At 65.1% G+C, this 15,999-nt stretch carries 12 protein-coding genes; 5 read left to right on the plus strand and 7 right to left on the minus strand.

Annotated features, from left to right (window positions below):
* Positions 1–129 precede the first annotated feature (129 nt).
* A complete protein-coding gene (locus tag NDN16_RS11435) occupies positions 130–642 on the minus strand; it encodes a hypothetical protein (protein WP_251113714.1) in 513 nt (170 codons plus the stop codon).
* Between the two features lie 2 nt (positions 643–644).
* The gene (gene parE, locus NDN16_RS11440) at positions 645–2,678 is read right to left on the minus strand and encodes a DNA topoisomerase IV subunit B (RefSeq protein ID WP_251113715.1); all 2,034 of its coding nucleotides are present in this window, start codon (positions 2,676–2,678) and stop codon (positions 645–647) included.
* 235 nt (positions 2,679–2,913) lie between these two features.
* Between parE and NDN16_RS11445 the strand changes: the two genes are divergently transcribed.
* On the plus strand, positions 2,914–3,810 hold the full coding sequence (locus NDN16_RS11445; RefSeq protein WP_251113716.1) for a hypothetical protein: 897 nt from the start codon (positions 2,914–2,916) through the stop codon (positions 3,808–3,810).
* A 310-nt stretch (positions 3,811–4,120) separates the two neighbouring features.
* Here NDN16_RS11445 and glnA read toward each other — a convergent pair whose 3' ends face one another.
* On the minus strand, positions 4,121–5,530 hold the full coding sequence (gene glnA / locus NDN16_RS11450) for a type I glutamate--ammonia ligase (RefSeq protein WP_251113717.1): 1,410 nt from the start codon (positions 5,528–5,530) through the stop codon (positions 4,121–4,123).
* Between the two features lie 49 nt (positions 5,531–5,579).
* Positions 5,580–5,918, minus strand: coding sequence for a P-II family nitrogen regulator (locus tag NDN16_RS11455; RefSeq protein WP_039196266.1), 339 nt, complete (start codon positions 5,916–5,918; stop codon positions 5,580–5,582).
* A 135-nt stretch (positions 5,919–6,053) separates the two neighbouring features.
* Between NDN16_RS11455 and NDN16_RS11460 the strand changes: the two genes are divergently transcribed.
* Positions 6,054–7,592, plus strand: a complete 1,539-nt coding sequence (locus tag NDN16_RS11460) for an NAD(P)H-hydrate dehydratase (protein WP_285292619.1) — start codon at positions 6,054–6,056, stop codon at positions 7,590–7,592.
* Here the strand turns inward: NDN16_RS11460 and uvrA are convergent.
* Positions 7,548–10,424: an excinuclease ABC subunit UvrA gene (gene uvrA / locus NDN16_RS11465; protein ID WP_251113719.1), complete on the minus strand. Its 2,877-nt coding sequence runs from the start codon at positions 10,422–10,424 to the stop codon at positions 7,548–7,550. The two genes, NDN16_RS11460 and uvrA, sit on opposite strands and share 45 nt — an antisense overlap.
* 427 nt (positions 10,425–10,851) lie before the next feature.
* Between uvrA and ssb the strand changes: the two genes are divergently transcribed.
* Positions 10,852–11,400, plus strand: coding sequence for a single-stranded DNA-binding protein (ssb, locus tag NDN16_RS11470; RefSeq protein ID WP_251113720.1), 549 nt, complete (start codon positions 10,852–10,854; stop codon positions 11,398–11,400).
* 75 nt (positions 11,401–11,475) lie between these two features.
* On the opposite strand, the gene NDN16_RS11475 is transcribed toward ssb, so the two are convergent.
* Entirely contained in the window at positions 11,476–12,102 is a 627-nt protein-coding gene (locus NDN16_RS11475) for a MarC family protein (protein ID WP_251113898.1), read from the minus strand.
* Positions 12,103–12,408: 306 nt separating this feature from the next.
* Here NDN16_RS11475 and gyrA point away from each other — a divergent pair, with 306 nt between their 5' ends.
* A complete protein-coding gene (gyrA, locus tag NDN16_RS11480; protein ID WP_435301095.1) occupies positions 12,409–15,102 on the plus strand; it encodes a DNA gyrase subunit A in 2,694 nt (897 codons plus the stop codon).
* Positions 15,103–15,188: 86 nt separating this feature from the next.
* Here gyrA and NDN16_RS20950 read toward each other — a convergent pair whose 3' ends face one another.
* Complete coding sequence (locus NDN16_RS20950) at positions 15,189–15,317, minus strand: hypothetical protein (RefSeq protein WP_285292620.1); 129 nt, start codon at positions 15,315–15,317, stop codon at positions 15,189–15,191.
* A gap of 192 nt (positions 15,318–15,509) precedes the next feature.
* Here NDN16_RS20950 and coaD point away from each other — a divergent pair, with 192 nt between their 5' ends.
* Positions 15,510–15,998, plus strand: a complete 489-nt coding sequence (coaD, locus tag NDN16_RS11485) for a pantetheine-phosphate adenylyltransferase (protein ID WP_251113721.1) — start codon at positions 15,510–15,512, stop codon at positions 15,996–15,998.
* The last annotated feature ends 1 nt before the right edge of the window (position 15,999 follow it).

Consider the following 15,999-nt stretch of genomic DNA (forward strand, 5'->3'; position numbering starts at 1 on the left):
TGCCTTGGCACCGGCCATAGAACTGCAGGCCCCGAATGTCAAGTTGTCGCAATATTACGGTAAGCAGATGGGAAAACCGGCGCGATCGGCCGGCTTTTTCTTGTGCGCGATCTATCGCCTGGGGCGGCTTCAATTGGACGCCGGGCCGAACACATAGGGTTCGCCCGGCGTGACGAACAGCTCGTATGTTTCCGCGATCTCTCCGTCCAGCGGCACGATGTCGAGGAAGAGAGACAGCGTGGACGGCGCATCTTCGGAGGGTTCGTCCGCACGGTAATTGACGATGGCGCCGTTCAGCCTGGAGACTTCCACGATCTCGGTGGTCGTGAGAACCGACAATTGCCCTTCATCTTCGCGCACCTGCTGTACGAAGAAGCGGTTGCCATCCGGGTCGCCGGCCGCCTGCAGCAGAACCGTGCGCCAGACTCCGTTGCTTTCGCCATCGGCCCAGGGGCCCAGCACCTGGACATCGGTGATGTAGGGCGAAAGCTGATCGAGTTCCGGGGCGGTTGCCGCCGGCGCCGGCGCCTCTGCGGCCGGCGCAGGCTGCGGCTGCGCAGCATCGGGCGCGGCCTCCTGCGCCAGGGCCGGCATGGCCAGCAGGCAGGCGAGGGCAAGTGCGGGCAAGAAGCGTGAATTCATGATCAGACGTCCAGATCTTCGGCAAATGCTGCCCGTTCCTGAATGAAGCGGAAACGGGCCTCGGGCTTGTTTCCCATCAAGGCTTCCACCGCGCCGGCGGTTCCGGATTCGGGGAGGTCGTCCATTACCACCCGCAGCAGCGTGCGCTTGCGCGGGTCCATGGTGGTGTCCTTCAACTGGCCCGGCAGCATCTCTCCCAGGCCCTTGAATCGGCTGACCTCTACCTTGCCCTTGCCCTTGAACTCGCGTTGCATCAGCCGCTCGCGGTCGGCGTCGTCCCGGGCATAGACGGTCTTGCCGCCCTGGCTGAGCTTGTAAAGGGGCGGTACGGCCAGGAACAGGTGTCCGCCACGGATCAATTCGGGCATCTCCTGGAAGAAGAAGGTGATGAGAAGCGAGGCGATATGCGCGCCGTCCACGTCGGCGTCGGTCATGATGATGACGCGCTCGTAGCGCAGGTCGCCCTCCCGGTACTTGCCGCGCGTACCGCAGCCGAGCGCGAGGATCAGGTCGGCAAGCTGCTGGTTGGCGCCCATCTTTTCGCGGCCGGCGCTGGCGACGTTCAGGATCTTGCCGCGCAGCGGCAGGATGGCCTGCCGCATCCGGTCGCGAGCCTGCTTGGCCGAACCGCCGGCCGAGTCGCCCTCCACGATGAACAATTCGGCCCCCGCAGCGCCGTTTTGGGAGCAGTCGGCCAGCTTGCCCGGTAGCCTCAGCTTGCGCGTCGCGGTCTTGCGGCTGACTTCCTTTTCGGCGCGCCGCCGAAGCCGCTCGTCGGCGCGCTCGACCACCCAGTCGATCAGGCGCGCCGCATCCTGCGGCGAACTGGCGAGCCAGATGTCGAAGCTGTCGCGAAGGGCGTTCTCGACGATGCGGTGGGCCTCGCCGGTGGCCAGGCGGTCCTTCGTCTGGCCCACGAATTCCGGTTCGCGGATGAAGACCGACAGCATGGCCGACGCCGTCACCATGATGTCCTCGGCGGTGATGACGCTGGCCCGTTTGTTGCCGGATACCTCCGCGAAGGCCTTGATGCCACGCAGGAGTACGCTGCGCAGACCGGCCTCGTGCGTGCCGCCCTCCGGCGTCGGGATGGTGTTGCAGTACGAGCGGACGGCCCCATCCGCCGCGGTCCAGCAGACGGCCCATTCGACCGCGCCATGGCCGGACGCCTTCTGCGTGCGGCCGGAAAAGACCTGCGTCGTCACCCGGTGCTCGGAGCCGATGCTCGTCTCGAGGTAATCCTTCAGGCCGCCGGGAAAATGGAAGGTGGCCTTGGGCGGCACCTCCGCTTCGCCGAGAAGGGCCGGGTCGCAGGACCATCGGATCTCGACCCCGCCGAACAGATAGGCCTTGGAGCGCGCCATGGCGAACAGCCGTGCCGGATCGAACGTCGCCCCGTCGCCGAAGATCTGGCTGTCCGGGCGAAAGCGCACACGCGTACCGCGACGGTTCTGAACTTCGCCGACTTCCTGGAGCTGGCTCGTCGCGACACCGCGCGCATAGCTTTGCCGATACAGTCGGCGGTTGCGCGCGATCTCCACTTCCAGGACGTCGGACAGGGCGTTGACCACCGAAACGCCGACGCCGTGCAGGCCGCCGGAGGTTTCATAAACCTTGGAGTCGAATTTGCCGCCGGCATGCAGCGTGGTCATGATGACCTCGAGAGCCGACTTGTCCTTGTATTTGGGATGCGGGTCCACCGGAATGCCGCGCCCGTTATCGGTGACGGACAGGAAACCCTGCGCGTCGAGCGCGACTTCGATGAAGGTGGCGTGGCCGGCCACCGCCTCGTCCATCGAATTGTCGATCACTTCGGCGAACAGATGGTGGAGGGCCTTGGAGTCGGTGCCGCCGATGTACATCCCGGGGCGCCTGCGGACAGGCTCCAGCCCCTCCAGCACCTCGATGTCGGCGGCGGTATAGTCGCCCTCGGACGGAGCTTGCTGGGCCCGCTGTGGCGCGCGGGGTTGCGCGGCGGGGGCATCGGCCACCGGTACGACGCGCGCGGCGGAGCCGGAAAACAGATCGTCGCTCATATCCGTGCCCCACCTTCGCGCCGCAATGCCGAACCTTTCGTGCCCGCCTCCATCCGTATGCCTCTGGGTATACTTTCACGAAATGTTCTACAAGCGCAACGCCGCGTTTTCAGCCAGCAAAAGCTTGGAAACATGCGCTTTTCCACGGTTTTCCTTACAGGACCGGCAGTCTCGACAAGCGGGGCGCCAACCGCCACTCTGAACCCCGAAAGCCCGCTGATTCCCCGGAGAAGCCGTGCCACGCCGCTTTTTCTCGTTCCTGCCGGTGGCTCTCTTGGCGGCCGTGGCCATCCCGGCGGGCAGCCTGCCGGCCGCAGGGCAGGTCATCGCACCCTACAAGGATGGGCTCTTCGCCTACCGGGAGGGCACGGCCGGCCTTGCGGGCGGACGCGTCCTGGACGTTCCCTATTCGGCGGATATCGACATCGGCAGGCGCGACCAGATCCCCGAACGGCAGGTGCGGCGCGACTATGTGGACCTGTCGCCGACACGCCGGCAGACCGACGAGACCTGGCATACGCAGGCGGGAGCGGTCGAGGTGGCGCTGGCGGGGGTAAGGCACGATCCCGCCTTTGTCGTGCTCTTCATCCATGGCAAGGGCGGCGACCGCCGGCTCGGCATGAACGACTGGACGTTCGGCGGCAATTTCAACCGGCTCAAGAATATCGCGCAGCGTTCCGGCGGGCTCTACATGACCATGAGCGCGGGGCTGTTTGCCGAAGCCGACCAGAAGCGGGCGTCCGGCCTCGTCGCCGAGATCGCATCGCGCTACCCGTCCGCCCGCATTGTCGTGGCCTGCGGATCGATGGGCGGGCGGCTGTGCTGGTCGATCGCGGAAGGACGCCAGGCGAGCCTCGTATCCGGTCTCGTCCTCCTCGGCGGGCAGAGTTCCACCGGCGACGTCAGGGCGGCGATGAAGGCGCGAGGCGGACGCCCGCTGCCAACGCTGATCGCCCATGGCTCGGCCGACAAGGTCTATGATTTCGCCCTGCAGCGCCATGTCGCCGACGAGGTCGCCGCCGCGTTCCCCGGCTATCCGATCCGCTTCGTCGGATTCGAAACGGGCAGCCACGGCACGCCGATCCGCATGATCGACTGGCGCGATACGCTGAACTGGATTCTCGGACGATAAAGGCACAGTTGCCTTAGCAAACAGTCGGCCTATAGTGGAGGGTAGCGAAGGAGGCTGCTCGTTCGTGTAGCCACCGCCAGACACAAGCGCGAACACGCGCCCCGCTTCGCCTTTCAGCGAGCCGGCACCCAAGACCGGCCAGACGGGAGGTGTGTGATGTCTTCGATCATCGATTTCTTTGCCGATGCCAGCCTGCAGTTCTACGCCGGTCTCGGCGTCGCCGTGCTTCTGAGCGTCTTCGGCGGAGAATGAGAAAGCCCCGGCTGCGCGGGCGCGACCGGGGCTTTTCCGTCTTTTGGCGGCCTGACGATCAGACCGAGTAGTACATGTCGAACTCGACCGGGTGCGGCGTCATCTCGAAGCGCAGCACTTCGGCCATCTTGAGCTCGATGAAGGCGTCGATCTGGTCGTCGTCGAACACGCCGCCGGCCTTCAGGAAGTCGCGGTCGCTGTCGAGGGCTTCGAGCGCTTCACGCAGCGAACGGCAGACCGTCGGAATTTCCTTCAGCTCTTCCGGCGGCAGATCGTACAGATCCTTGTCCATGGCCGAGCCCGGATGGATCTTGTTCTTGATGCCGTCGAGGCCGGCCATCAGCATGGCCGAGAAGGCCAGGTACGGGTTCGCCGTCGGATCGGGGAAGCGGACTTCCACGCGCTTGGCCTTCGGCGACTGGCCGAACGGGATACGGCAGGACGCCGAGCGGTTGCGTGCCGAGTAGGCCAGCAGAACCGGCGCCTCGTAGCCCGGCACCAGACGCTTGAACGAGTTGGTGGACGGGTTGGTGAAGGCGTTCAGCGCCTTGGCATGCTTGATGATGCCGCCGATGTAGAACAGGGCCGTTTCGGACAGGCCCGCATACTCGTTGCCCGCGAAGGTCGGCTTGCCGCCCTTCCAGATCGACTGGTGGACGTGCATGCCCGAGCCGTTGTCGCCGAAGATCGGCTTCGGCATGAAGGTGGCCGTCTTGCCGTAGGCGTTGGCGACCTGATGGATCACATACTTGTAGATCTGCATCTTGTCGGCGTTGCGGACGAGCGTGTCGAACTTGATGCCGAGCTCGTGCTGGGCCGCCGCCACCTCGTGGTGATGCTTCTCGACCGAAACGCCCATTTCGGCCATCACGGTGAGCATCTCGGAGCGCATGTCCTGGCAGGAGTCGACCGGGGGCACGGGGAAGTAGCCGCCCTTGACGCGCGGCCGGTGGCCCAGGTTGCCCGTCTCGTACTCGGTGTCGTCGTTGGAGGGCAGCTCGGTCGAGTCCAGCTTGAAGCCCGTATTGTACGGATCGGCCTTGTAGCGGACGTCGTCGAAGATGAAGAACTCGGCTTCCGGGCCGAAGAAGGCCGTATCGCCGATGCCGGACTGCTGCAGGTAGGCCTCGGCCTTCTTGGCCGTGCTGCGCGGATCGCGGTTGTAGGACTCGCCCGAGATCGGGTCGAGGATGTCGCAGTAGATCGACATGGTCGACTGCGCGAAGAAGGGGTCCATGTGGGCCGTCTCGGGATCCGGCATCAGGACCATGTCGGACTCGTTGATGGCCTTCCAGCCGCCGATCGAAGAGCCGTCGAACATCGTCCCCTCGGAGAAGAGGTCTTCGTCCACGATGGCGATGTCGAGCGTGACGTGCTGCAGCTTGCCCTTCGGGTCGGTGAAGCGCAGGTCGACGAATTTGACGTCGTTATCCTTGATCTGCTTCAAAACATCATTGGCCGAAGTCATTTTAGTCCTTCCTGTTTGGAATGTTCGAATGTTGGACGGGCTCGGGAGCTCAGATCGCGTCGACGCCGACTTCGCCGGTGCGGATGCGAACGGCCTCCTCGATATTGGAAACGAAAATCTTGCCGTCGCCGATGCGCCCGGTCTGGGCGGCCTTGCGGATGGCCTCGACGGCGGCCGCAACGGACTCGTCCGCAAGCACCACCTCGATTTTCACCTTGGGCAGAAAGTCGACGACATATTCCGCGCCGCGGTAAAGCTCGGTATGGCCCTTCTGGCGTCCGAAGCCCTTGGCTTCCGTGACGGTGATGCCCTGAAGTCCGACATCTTGAAGCGCTTCCTTCACCTCATCGAGCTTGAAAGGCTTGATGATCGCTTCAATCTTCTTCATCGGGTCGTCTCCAATGCGCACGCGGGCTCAAGGTTGTCTATCCTGTCGGCTTCCTGAACGCTACAGTACGGAAGGCCGGTTCTGCCCGTAGTTTCACCAATTCGTTGCAAAAAGAATAGGCAAGGTGCGCAAAAAATGAACCGGGGTGACGCCGATGTTGGCGATTGTAGTTTGCTGACGCCGAAAGAAATGGCGCAAGCAGATGAAATGGCTGCCAAATTAGGCGGCGGAAGCTACTCATTGATGCAGCATGCGGCGACCGCCATCGCCGACATGGCCGAGTCGATGGCACCCGACGGGCCTCTCGCCATACTGGCCGGTCCGGGCAACAATGGCGGCGACGCCGTATTGGCGGCCCACTATCTGCGCGCCCGTGGACGGACCGTGCGGCTGTTCACGCTCGGCGAGGCGCAAGGCGACGATGCCGGCAAGGCGCGGTCGGAATGGGCGTCGGAGACCGAATCGCCGGAAGCTTTCGTTGCGACCGAATTCAAACTCGTTGTCGACGGACTTTTCGGAGCGGGGCTCCAGCGCCCATTGACCGGCGCTGCCGCCGAACTGGTCCGTCGTCTCGGCGAGGCGAAGGCGCGGGTCCTGTCCATCGACCTTCCCAGCGGCGTGTCGGGCGAGACCGGGCAGGTCCTCCGGGTTGCTCCCCGGGCCGAAGCGACGGTGACCTTCTTTCGGCGCAAGCCCGGCCATCTGCTGCAGCCCGGCGCCGCGTTCTGCGGCCGGGTGACGGTCGCCGATATCGGCATTCCCGCAAGCGTGCTGCAAGAGATCGAACCGCAAACCTTTGCGAACCAGCCGGAGCTTTGGCGTCATCGCCTGCTCGAGCCGACCGAGGCGGACCACAAATATGCGCGTGGGCATGCCATCGTCTTTTCAGGCGGGCCCAGCCATACCGGCGCGGCGCGCCTTGCCGCGATAGCCGCCTTGCGCGGCGGGGCAGGGCTGGTGACGGTGTTCGCGCCCGGCGCGGCGATGGCCGTCAACGCCGCGCACCTGACGGCCATCATGCTGCGTCGATGCGACGATGCCGGCCAACTTGCGGATCATCTGTCGGATGCCCGCCTGAATGCCTTCGTGCTGGGACCGGGTTTCGGCCGCGCGGACAAAGCGCGGGCCTATGCGGCCGCGATCCTGGAGGCCGGCCGCGCGCTGGTGCTGGATGCCGATGGCCTGACGGCCTACCGCGACCACGCGGCGGACCTGTTCCTGCTGGGCGCTACCAACGACGCCCGTCTCGTGCTGACGCCGCATATGGGCGAGTTCGCACGGCTGTTTCCCGACCTGGCATCGGAAGCCGAACGCGGAAAGCCGCATATGGCCCGGTTGGCCGCCGCGCGCTCGGGCGCGGTGGTGGTGCTGAAAGGCAGCGATACCGTGATCGCGGCGCCGGACGGGCGCGCGGCGATCAACGCGACGGGAACACCGGCCCTGGCCACCGCCGGCACGGGCGACGTGCTGGCCGGGCTCGTCGGCGCGCAACTTGCCAACAAGGTTCCGCCGTTCGAGGCGGCCTGCATAGCGGTGTGGCTGCATGGCGTCGCCGCGCGCCTGCATGGGCCGGGCCTGATCGCCGAAGACCTGCCGGGGCTCATGCCCCGCGCGATCGCCCGGATGCATTCACTCTGCGGCTTCGGCCTTCCCGGCTGGCCGCCGCAGGAGTAGCTCCTTGAGGAAGCGGCCGGTCCAGGAGCGGGGTTCGGTGACGATATCCTCCGGTGTCCCGGTGGCGACGATCTCGCCACCGCCGTCTCCGCCCTCGGGGCCGATGTCGATGACGTAGTCCGCGGTCTTGATGACTTCCAGATTGTGCTCGATCACCACGACGGTGTTGCCCTGGTCGACGAGGGAGTGCAGCACCTCAAGCAACTTCGCGACGTCGTGGAAGTGCAGGCCGGTGGTGGGTTCGTCGAGGATGTACAACGTACGGCCCGTCGCGCGGCGCGAGAGCTCTTTTGCCAGCTTGACGCGCTGCGCCTCACCGCCCGACAGCGTCGTCGCCTGCTGCCCGACCTTGATATAGCCGAGCCCCACCTCCTTCAGCGTCGCGAGCTTATCGCGCACGGCGGGTACGGCCGCGAAAAACTCGACGGCCTCTTCCACGGTCATGTCGAGCACGTCGGCGATCGACTTTTCCTTGAAGGTCACGTCCAGCGTTTCCCGGTTGTAACGCTTGCCGTGGCAGACGTCGCACGTCACGTAGACGTCCGGCAGGAAATGCATCTCGATCTTGATGACGCCGTCGCCCTGGCACGCCTCGCAGCGGCCGCCCTTGACGTTGAAGGAGAAGCGGCCCGGCTGATACCCGCGCGCCTTGGCCTCGGGCAGCCCCGCGAACCAGTCGCGGATGGGGGTGAAGGCTCCGGTATAGGTGGCCGGGTTGGACCGGGGGGTGCGGCCGATGGGCGATTGGTCGATATCGATGACCTTGTCCAGCAGTTCCAGCCCCTCGACCCGGTCATGCTCGGCCGGTACGTCGCGCGCGTTGGAGATGCGGCGCGCCGCGGCCTTGAACAGGGTTTCGATGAGGAAGGTGGATTTGCCGCCGCCGGAAACGCCCGTCACGCAGGTGAACAGGCCCATCGGGACTTCCGCGGATATGGACTTGAGGTTGTTTCCGCGCGCCCCGACGACCTTGATCGCCTTGCCCTTCTGCTTCTTGCGGCGCTTGTCCGGCACCGGAACGCCGAGAGCGCCGGAAAGATACTGCCCGGTCAGCGACTTCGGGTTGGCCATGACCTCGGCGGGCGTGCCGGCGGCGATCACCTGGCCGCCGTGCACACCGGCGGCGGGGCCGATATCCACGACGTAGTCGGCCGTCAGCACGGCGTCCTCGTCGTGCTCCACGACGATCACCGTATTGCCGATATCGCGAAGGTGCTTCAGCGTATCCAGAAGACGCGCATTGTCGCGCTGGTGCAGGCCGATCGACGGCTCGTCCAAGACGTAGAGGACGCCGGTCAGGCCGGAGCCGATCTGCGAGGCCAGGCGGATGCGCTGGCTTTCGCCGCCCGACAGCGTACCCGAGGCGCGCGACAGGGTCAGATAGTCGAGCCCGACGTCGACGAGGAATTTCAGTCGCTCGCGGATTTCCTTGAGGATGCGGACGGCGATCTCGTTCTGCTTGGCGGTCAGCCTGTCGGGCAGCGCCTCGAACCAGTCGGCCGCGCCGCGAATGGACAGTTCCGTCACCTCGCCGATATGACGCTCGGCGATCTTGACGGCCAGGGCTTCCGGCTTGAGGCGATAGCCGCTGCAGGCCGGGCAGGGCGTCGCCGACATGTAGCGCTCGATCTCCTCGCGAGACCATGCCGAATCGGTTTCCTTCCATCGCCTTTCCAGGTTGGGGACGATCCCCTCGAAGGTCTTGGTGGCATTGTAGGACCGCAGGCCATCGCTGTAGCGGAACTGGATCTTGTGGCTGCCCGTGCCGTGCAGGATGGCGTCCTGCGCCGCGACGGGCAAGGCGGACCACTTGTCGGTCAGCTTGAACGCGTATTCCCGCGACAGCGCTTCCAGTGTCTGCAGGTAGTAGGGCGAGGTCGACTTGGCCCAGGGCGCGATCGCGCCGGCCTTCAGCGTCCGGTTCTCGTCCGGTACGATGAGCTTGGGGTCGATGGCGCGCTGCGAGCCCAGCCCGTCGCAAACCGGGCAGGCGCCGAACGGATTGTTGAAGGAGAACAGGCGCGGCTCGATCTCCGGAATGGTGAAGCCGGAAACGGGACAGGCGAACTTTTCAGAGAATATGAGCTGGCGGGGCTTTCCCTGCTCATCCTTTTCGTCGGCGAACTCGGCGACGGCCAGCCCTTCCGCCAGCTTGAGCGCCGTTTCCAGGGAGTCGGCCAGCCGCGCCTGGATGTCGTCGCGTACGACGATGCGGTCCACGACCACGTCGATATCGTGCTTGTACTTCTTGTCGAGGGCCGGCGCATCGGCGATGTCATGGAACTCGCCGTCGATGCGAACGCGCTGGAACCCCTTCTTCTGGAGCTCGGCCAGCTCCTTCCTGTATTCGCCCTTGCGGCCGCGGACCATCGGCGCCAGCAGATAGAAACGCGTGCCCTCGGCCTGCGCCATCACGCGGTCCACCATCTGGCTGACCGTCTGGCTTTCGATCGGCAGGCCGGTGACGGGCGAATAGGGCACCCCGACCCGGGCGAAGAGCAGGCGCAGATAGTCGTAGATCTCGGTGACGGTGCCGACCGTGGAGCGCGGATTGCGCGACGTGGTCTTCTGCTCGATGGAGATCGCGGGCGAGAGGCCGTCGATCTGGTCGACATCCGGCTTCTGCATCATCTCCAGGAACTGCCGGGCATAGGCCGACAGGCTTTCCACGTAGCGGCGCTGGCCTTCGGCATAGATGGTGTCGAATGCCAGGGAGGATTTGCCCGAGCCGGAAAGCCCCGTCATCACCACCAGCTTGTCGCGGGGAATGTCGAGATCGACGTTCTTGAGATTATGTTCGCGGGCGCCGCGAATGGAGATGACGTTTTTCATCTGGCCGGCCGATGGTGGGGAGAACGGGTCTTGTGCCACCCATATCGGGCATGGGAGGGCGGGTTGAAAGACGTATCGGGCAAAAAGACTTGACGCCCCATTGTCTATGTTCTTTCTTTGTTCGCGTCAATCGCGCTTCAAACGGGTGTGGATCGCGGCTGAATTCATGGCGCCGGCCGCTTGGAACGGACGGTGCGATGGTCTAGAGCGTTTCCTGCTCATATGGAATCACCCTGCCGGAGGCGCTTCGGGTTTCCCGAGGGCGAATGTCCGCGGCGTCAGCCGGACTTGCCGTACCGCCGGTACGCCCTGCGCCGCCTTCCTGGCGGGCCATCCGGCCCTCGGAGAAACAGAGTGTTTCCATATGAGCAGGAAACGCTCTAGCTTCCACCCGTTCGAATTCATTTTCACAGACTGAGGTATCCCGATGGCAGGCAGCGTCAACAAGGTCATTCTGGTCGGCAATCTGGGCGCCGACCCGGAGGTGCGCCGCCTGAATTCCGGCGATGCCGTCGTCAACCTGCGCATCGCCACCTCCGAAACGTGGCGCGACCGCCAGTCCGGCGAGCGGCGCGAGCGCACCGAATGGCATAATGTGGTGATCTTCAACGAAAACCTCGTCAAGGTCGCAGAGCAGTACCTGAAGAAAGGCGCCAAGGTCTATCTGGAAGGCCAGTTGCAGACCCGCTCCTGGGAAGACCAGCAGGGCCAGAAGCGCTACACGACCGAGGTTGTGCTGCAGCGTTTCCGCGGCGAGCTGCAGATGCTCGACGGGCGCGGCGAGGGTGGCGGCTCCTATGAAGGCGGCGGCGGCGGAGGCGGCGGCTACGAACGTAGCGCCGGCGGGGCAAGCCGTGGCGGCTACGAAGACCGCGGCGGCGGCAGCGGCGGCGGTCGCGGTGGTTATGACGAGCGCGGTGGTGGCGGCGGTGGCGGTGGCCGCGGCGGCGAGATGGACGACGAGATTCCCTTCTGATCCCCTGCAGGCTGGCGGGTATGCGCACGCCCGGCCCTTGCGGCCGGGCTTTGCTTTTGCAGGTGGTGGTTGCGGTCAGAGTGCGAAGAGCTGGCGCACGCCATCTGCTACGAACTGCACGGCCAGCGCCGCCAGCAGAACGCCCAGAAGGCGCGTCACGACCGCACGGCCGGTAACGCCCATCAGCTTGTCTACCCGGTCGGCCACGGCCAGGAACAGGAACGTCGCGACGCAGACCAGCGCGATCACCAGAACCAGCAGGCTTTGTCCGACGAAGCCCGGAAGATTGCCGGACAACAGGATGACGGCCGAGATCGCTCCCGGTCCCGCCAGAAGCGGGATGCCGAGCGGAAAAGCCGCGACGTTGGCCGCTTCCTCCGGGTGGGGCACGGCCTCTCCGGCGCTTTTCTCCTTGCGATGCTGCCGTTTCTCGAACACCAGCTCGAAAGCGATGGTGAACAGGAAGAGGCCGCCTGCGACGCGAAAGGCGCCCAGCGAGACGCCGATCGCTTCGATGATGACAAGGCCGAACAGGGCGAATACGGCCAGGATCACGAAGGCGATCAGGCTCGCCTGGAAGGCGATGTGGCGACGCTCCAGCCGCGTGCGGCCCGGCGTCAGCGTCAGGAAGAGCGGGATGAGCCCAAGCGGATCGATGATGACGATGAGGGTGATGAACCCTGTCAGCAGCATGTCCGCCATCGAAAAGCACCCCTGGTCGAGAATCGCGCCGACAGCGCCGGTGCGATCCTGCACGCTCGGCAGAGCGCGCGCGACAGCCATTGGACGGATTTTTTTCGTCATTGGCCGGCAGTGGTAATAAGTTGTTGAAAAAACGTCGGAAATCCCCGCCAGTGCGCGGCCCCGGATTTGCCAATTCGATGCGCCGCAGGCTATAAGCGCGCAAGGTCGAAGTGTAGGCAAGGAAGCGTCTTGGCAGACGATCGTAAGGACAGCCCGCCGGCGGAACGCCCAAGCGGCATCGAGCCCGTATCCATCATTGAGGAGATGCAACGCTCCTACCTCGATTACGCGATGAGCGTCATCGTCAGTCGCGCCTTGCCGGATGTGCGGGATGGGCTGAAACCCGTGCACCGCCGGGTGCTTTATGCCATGTCCGAGATGGGGCTCGTGCACAACCGACCCTACCGCAAGTCGGCGGGCGTCGTCGGCGAGGTGATGGGCAAGTACCATCCGCACGGCGACTCCTCCATCTACGACGCGCTGGTCCGCATGGCGCAGGATTTCTCCCTGCGGGCGCCGCTGATCGACGGACAGGGCAATTTCGGCTCCATCGACGGCGATCCACCCGCCGCGATGCGATACACCGAGTGCCGGCTGGAGAAGCTGTCGGAGGCCCTGCTCGAGGATATCGACAAGGAGACGGTCAACTTCCAGGAGAATTACGACGGGCGCGAGCTCGAGCCGACGGTTCTCCCGGCGCGTATCCCCAACCTTCTGGTCAACGGCTCGGGCGGCATCGCGGTGGGCATGGCGACCAACGTGCCCCCGCACAACCTGGGCGAGGTTGTGGACGGCTGTATCGCCATGATCGACAATCCGGCCATAACCCTGCCGGAGCTGATGGAGATCATTCCCGGGCCCGACTTCCCGACCGGCGCCATCGTGCTCGGCCGCGCCGGCATCCAGTCGGCCTATGCCACCGGGCGCGGTTCCATCCTGATGCGCGGCAAGGTGCATGTGGAGAGCATGCGCGGCGAGCGCGAAGCCATCGTCATCACCGAGGTGCCCTACCAGGTCAACAAGGCGTCGATGATCGAGAAGATGGCCGACCTAGTCCGCGACAAGCGGATCGAGGGCATCTCCGACATACGCGACGAAAGCGACCGCGAAGGCTATCGCGTCGTCATCGAGCTGAAGCGCGATGCCTCGTCCGACGTTGTGCTGAACCAGCTCTATCGCTTCACTCCGCTCCAGACCTCGTTCGGGGCCAACATCGTGGCGCTGAACGGCGGCAAGCCTGAACAGATGACGCTGGTCGACATGCTGTCGGCCTTCATCGCCTTCCGTGAAGAGGTGGTGAACCGACGCACCAAGTTTCTGCTGCGCAAGGCACGCGAACGCGCCCATGTGCTGGTCGGGCTGGCCATCGCCGTCGCCAATATCGACGAGATCATCAAGCTGATCCGCGAGGCGCCGGACCCTGCCACCGCGCGCGAGCAGCTGATGGGCCGCGACTGGGACGCGCGGGACGTCGAGCCGCTGATCCGCCTGATCGACGACCCGGTCTACAAGATCACCGAAGCCGGGACGTACCGCCTGTCCGAGGCGCAGGCCCGCGCGATCCTCGATCTGCGCCTGCAGCGCCTGACGGCGCTCGGGCGTGACGAGATCGGCGACGAGTTGAACAAGCTGGGCGAAGAAATCCGCGACTATCTCGACATTCTCTCCTCGCGCGTGCGCGTGCGGGAGATCGTCAAGACCGAGCTTGCCGCGGCGCGCGACGAGTTTGCGACGCCCCGGCGCACGGAACTCACCGAAGGCGCCGCCGACCTCGACGACGAGGATCTGATCCCCCGGGAAGAGATGGTCGTGACGGTGAGCCATGGCGGCTATATCAAGCGCGTGCCGCTGACGACCTATCGCGCCCAGCGCCGCGGCGGCAAGGGGCGTTCGGGCATGGCGCTGAAGGGCGACGAGGATTCCGTCACCCGCCTGTTCGTCGCCAACACGCATACACCCGTCCTGTTCTTCTCGTCGCGCGGCATCGTCTACAAGGAAAAGGTGTGGCGCCTGCCGCTGGCGACGCCGCAATCGCGCGGCAAGGCGCTGGTGAACATGCTGCCGCTGGAAAAGGGCGAGCGTATCACCTCGATCCTGCCGCTTCCGAACGACGAGGAAGCCGCCGAGGCGCTGAACGTCATGTTCGCCACGACGCGCGGCACGGTGCGCCGCAACAAGCTGTCCGACTTCGTTCAGGTCAACCGCAACGGCAAGATCGCCATGAAGCTGGACGAAGCCGGCGACGAGATCCTGGCCGTGGCCACCTGCTCGGAAGATGACGACGTGCTGCTGACGGCGGCATCGGGGCAGTGCATCCGTTTCCCCACTACCGACGTGCGCGTCTTCGCGGGGCGCAACTCCGTCGGCGTGCGCGGCATGTCGCTGGCCGAAGGAGACTGCCTGATCTCCATGGCGATCATGCGCCATGTCGATGCGACGCCGGCCGAACGCGCCACCTATCTGCGCATGCGCCGCGCCGTCGAGGGAGAGCCGAATGGCGATGTCCCGGCCGACGAAGAGGCCACGGAGGAGGTGGCGCTGACGCAGGAGCGGTATGCCTTCCTGAGCGCGGCGGAAGAGTTCGTGCTGACGATCAGCGAGTTCGGCTTCGGAAAGCGCTCCTCCTCTTACGACTTCCGCACCATCGGGCGCGGGGGCAAGGGCATCAGGGCGACGGACGTATCGCGCATAGGCGACATCGGCGCGCTGGTTGCCGGCTTCCCTGTCGAGGAAAACGACCAGCTTCTGCTGATCTCGGATCGTGGCCAGATGATCCGCGTGCCCGTCAACGGGATACGCATCGCCAGCCGCGCCACGAAGGGCGTGACGATCTTCAATACCGCCGACGGCGAGCGTGTCGTCTCGGTGGAGCGGATACCCGACCAGGGCGGGGAAGTGCCGGAGGTGGACGAAGGAGGCGCCGGCGAGGAGCCGGGCGAGCCGACCGTCGAAAGCTGAGCTGTCTGAACAGGAAAAGGGGCCGTCCACAGGATCGGCCCCTTTTTCGATGCTGCAGGCAGTCCGGCCTGGTCAGGCTGCCCGTATCAGTACATGACGCGGTTCTTGCGGACGGAGGCCTTTACGCGCGCCTTGTCCGCTTCATTGTGGATGGTGATGGCGGTGGCCGTAAGAAGAGTGACGACCATGGCCATGGACAATGCGAAGATGAGCATTCCTAAGCCTCCGAATTTGCGAGGAAAACGTGGTTAACTCCCCGTTGGTTCCACCGCCTTGCGCCGCCTTCCGCGAAACCGCACGCATGTTCCTGTCTGATTGCAGTTTGGGGCGATTTGCTCGCGAAGGGGTTTCGCGGATATGTCCAATTTTATCGAAACCGCCTTGCCTGCGATGAGGGTTACGAAGCTATGAACGCACCGCGCCGCGCGCTGTACTCCGGGTCGTTCGACCCGATCACCGACGGCCATCTGGATATCATCCGCCGTGGTCTGCGCCTGTTCGACGAAGTCGTTGTCGCCATCGGCGTGCATCCGGGCAAGAAGCCGCTCTTCACCTTCGACGAGCGCGTCGGGATGATCCGTGATGCCCTGGGCGGCGAGGCCGCGGGGCTCAGTGTGATCGCCTTCGAGGGGCTTGCCGTCGACGCCGCGCGCGCAAACGGGGCGGCCGTCCTGCTGCGCGGCCTGCGCAGCGGCAGCGACCTCGACTACGAGATGGAGATGGCCGGAATGAACGGCGCGATGGCCGCCGACATCGACACCGTGTTCCTGCCGGCTTCACCGCCGGTCAGGCCCATAACCGCCACATTGGTACGCCAGATCGCAGGGCTGGGCGGCGACGTGTCGGCCTTCGTGCCGGCCAATGTCGCGGCTGCCCTGAAAGCGAAATTTTCCTGAA

It is taken from the genome of Aureimonas altamirensis (genome assembly GCF_023702225.1).
Taxonomy (GTDB): Bacteria; Pseudomonadota; Alphaproteobacteria; order Rhizobiales; family Rhizobiaceae; genus Aureimonas; species Aureimonas altamirensis_B.